Below are 2,753 nucleotides of genomic sequence, written 5' to 3'. Positions count from 1 at the left end.
CCATCGTTGAACGCATCGAAGTGCTGGAAGACGGCGCGTCGTCGCTGTACGGCTCCGATGCCATCGCCGGTGTGGTCAACATCATCACCCGCCGCGATTTCGATGGCGGCCAGGTGACGTTGAACTATGGCCAGTACGGCAAGGGCGATGGCACGCAGAAGGGCGTGGACCTGGCCTGGGGCAAGAGTGGCGACCGTTACAGCCTGTTCCTGGGGGCGAGCTGGACCAAGCAGGACCCGGTATATGCCAAGGACCGCGAGCAGTCGCGCTTCCCGATCCCCGGCACCGGCCTGGCCTTCGGCAGCGGCGGCATCCCGCAGGGACGCTTTGCCTTCGTCGATCCCAACACCGGCGCCGAACAGGACATCGTGCCCAACACCGGCGTGAGCAGCCCGCGTTACGACGGTAGCGCCGGCTGCAACCGCACCGACGACTACCACTGCTTCACCAGCGCCGACCGCTTCAACTTCGCCGAATACAACATGGTGCTGACACCATCGGAGCGTAAGGGCCTGTTCGGCCAGTTCCGTTTCGACATCACCGACAACGTGCAGTGGTACGTCAAGGCACTGGGCAACCGCCGCGAGTCGACCAACCAGGCCGGCCCGGAGCCGCTGTTCTTCGGTCCCGATGGCGCCACCGGCAATCCGCTGGCCGACAACATCGTGGTCTCGGCACTGAACCCGTACAACCCGTTCGGCTTCGACCTGGTGTCGTCGGGCAACATGAGCCTGATCGGTCGCCGCCCGGTGGAAGGCGGCGCGCGCGTGTTCGAGCAGCAGGTGGACACCACGTACTTCGCCACCGGCCTGGTCGGCAACTTCCAGGCGGCCGACCGCAGCTGGTACTGGGACGTCAACGGCATGTACAGCAAGAACAAGGCCGAGCAGACCAACTACGGCAGCTACAACATCTACAACGTCAACATGGCGCTGGGTGATCCGGCCGTGTGCGCGGCCACGCCAGGCTGCGTGCCGCTGAACATCTTCGGTGGCGCAGGCTCGATCACCCCGGACATGCTGCGCTGGATCCAGCCGGTAGTGCGCGACCGCAGCCAGAATGAACTGAGCCTGTTCACCGCCAACCTGTCCAGCGATCTGTTCACCCTGCCGGCCGGTCCGGTGTCCTTCGCCACCGGCCTCGAACACCGCAAGTACAAAGGCTCGTACCAGCCTGACCCGCTGACGGTGATCGGCCACTACAACGGCGTACCGTCGCAGCCGACGTCCGGTTCCTACGACGTCAATGAAGCGTACCTGGAGCTGAGCGTGCCGATCTTCGCCGACTCGGCACTGGGCAAGAAGCTGGACCTGAGCCTGGCCGGCCGCTACTCGGATTACTCGACCTTCGGCGGTGAGTTCACGCCCAAGTACGGCCTGCGCTGGCAGGTGACCGATGACTTCGTGCTGCGTACCACCTACGCCGAAGGCTTCCGCGCACCGTCGATCGGTGAGCTGTACGGTTCGGCTGCGCGCGCCGACCTGCAGTTGTTCGATCCCTGCTCAGTGGGCCTGGGTGGCACGCCGCCACGTGGCAGTGCGGCCAACTGTGCCTCGCTGGGCGTGCCGACCGGCTTCCAGCAAGCCAACTCGCAGATCTCGGTGACCACCGGCGGTAACCGCGAGCTGGAACCGGAGCGGTCGCGCAGCTTCAGTGCCGGCTTCGTGTGGAGCCCCTGGTTCGGCAACGATGCGTCGTGGTCGGAACGCTTCGACGTGGAAGTGACCTTCTATCGCCACAACATCGATGGCGCGATCCAGGCGATCAACGCGCAGACCCAGTTGGACCTGTGCGTGGATACGCTGGACCCGATCTACTGCGACGGCATCACCCGTGCCAGTACCGGTGCGGTCAGCAGCTTCAACAACCGCCTGACCAACCTGGGTTCGATCAAGACCGACGGCTGGGATGTGGACCTGTTCTGGACCCTGCCGCAGAGCTCGATCGGCCAGTTCAAGCTGGGCTGGAAGAACACGTTCGTCGGTCGCTATGAGGCCACCGGTGCGGCCGGCCAGCGGCAGCCGCAGAAGCCCGGCGTGGAAGTGGCTGACAGTTCGATTCCGGAATGGACCAGCAACGCCAGCATCGGCTGGACGCTGGACAACTGGAGTGCCAACTGGACGGTACGCCACATTTCCGAACTGACCGAAGACTGCGGTGACGCCGTGGCGTTCCCGGTATGCAGCAACCAGGCTGCCGGCACCAACACGCTGTCGGCCACCACCTTCCATGATGCGCAGGTGGGCTACAAGATCGACTGGATGAAGGGGCTGCAGCTGACGGCCGGTCTGAACAACGTGTTCGACAAGGATCCGCCGATCTGCCTGTCGTGCTCGTTGAACGGCTATGACGCCTCGACCTACGACATCCCGCGTGGCCGCTACTGGTACCTGCGCGCGGACCTGCGGTTCTGATGTGAGGACGGCGGCGCCGGGCTCAGCCCGGCGTCCCCATGTGGATGTAGAGCCGAGCTCATGCTCGGCTCGATCGCCCACAACGTTGCGAAAGGCAGCCGAGCATGGGCTCGGCTCTACAGGTGCGGGGCGATCGTGCCCCGCGCCTGCTCAGAACGACCAGGTGAAGGTCAGCGAACCGTTGCGGCCATCGCCATACGCGCCGTAACCGGTGATCTGCGAGTAGTACTTCTTGTCCAGCAGGTTGTTGAGGTTGGCCTGCACGCTGAACTCCGGCGAGATGCGGTAGCGCACGAACGCACTGACCAGTGCATAACCTTCCTGTTCGAAACGACCCAC

Annotated in this window: 2 protein-coding genes; one reads left to right on the top strand and one right to left on the bottom strand. The window is 64.4% G+C overall.

Annotation, left to right across the window (positions count from 1 at the left end; translation table 11 throughout):
• A partial coding sequence (locus DBR20_RS00040; protein ID WP_108264742.1) for a TonB-dependent receptor occupies positions 1 to 2,414 on the top strand: 2,414 nt, incomplete at its 5' end.
• A gap of 150 nt (positions 2,415 to 2,564) precedes the next feature.
• On the opposite strand, the gene DBR20_RS00035 is transcribed toward DBR20_RS00040, so the two are convergent.
• A partial coding sequence (locus DBR20_RS00035) for a TonB-dependent receptor (RefSeq protein ID WP_146186911.1) occupies positions 2,565 to 2,753 on the bottom strand: 189 nt, incomplete at its 5' end.

Source organism: Stenotrophomonas sp. HMWF023, from assembly GCF_003060985.1.
Lineage (GTDB): Bacteria > Pseudomonadota > Gammaproteobacteria > Xanthomonadales > Xanthomonadaceae > Stenotrophomonas > Stenotrophomonas lactitubi.
Note: the sequence above shows the minus strand (reverse complement) of the source record. Positions and strands in the feature narration are given on the sequence as shown.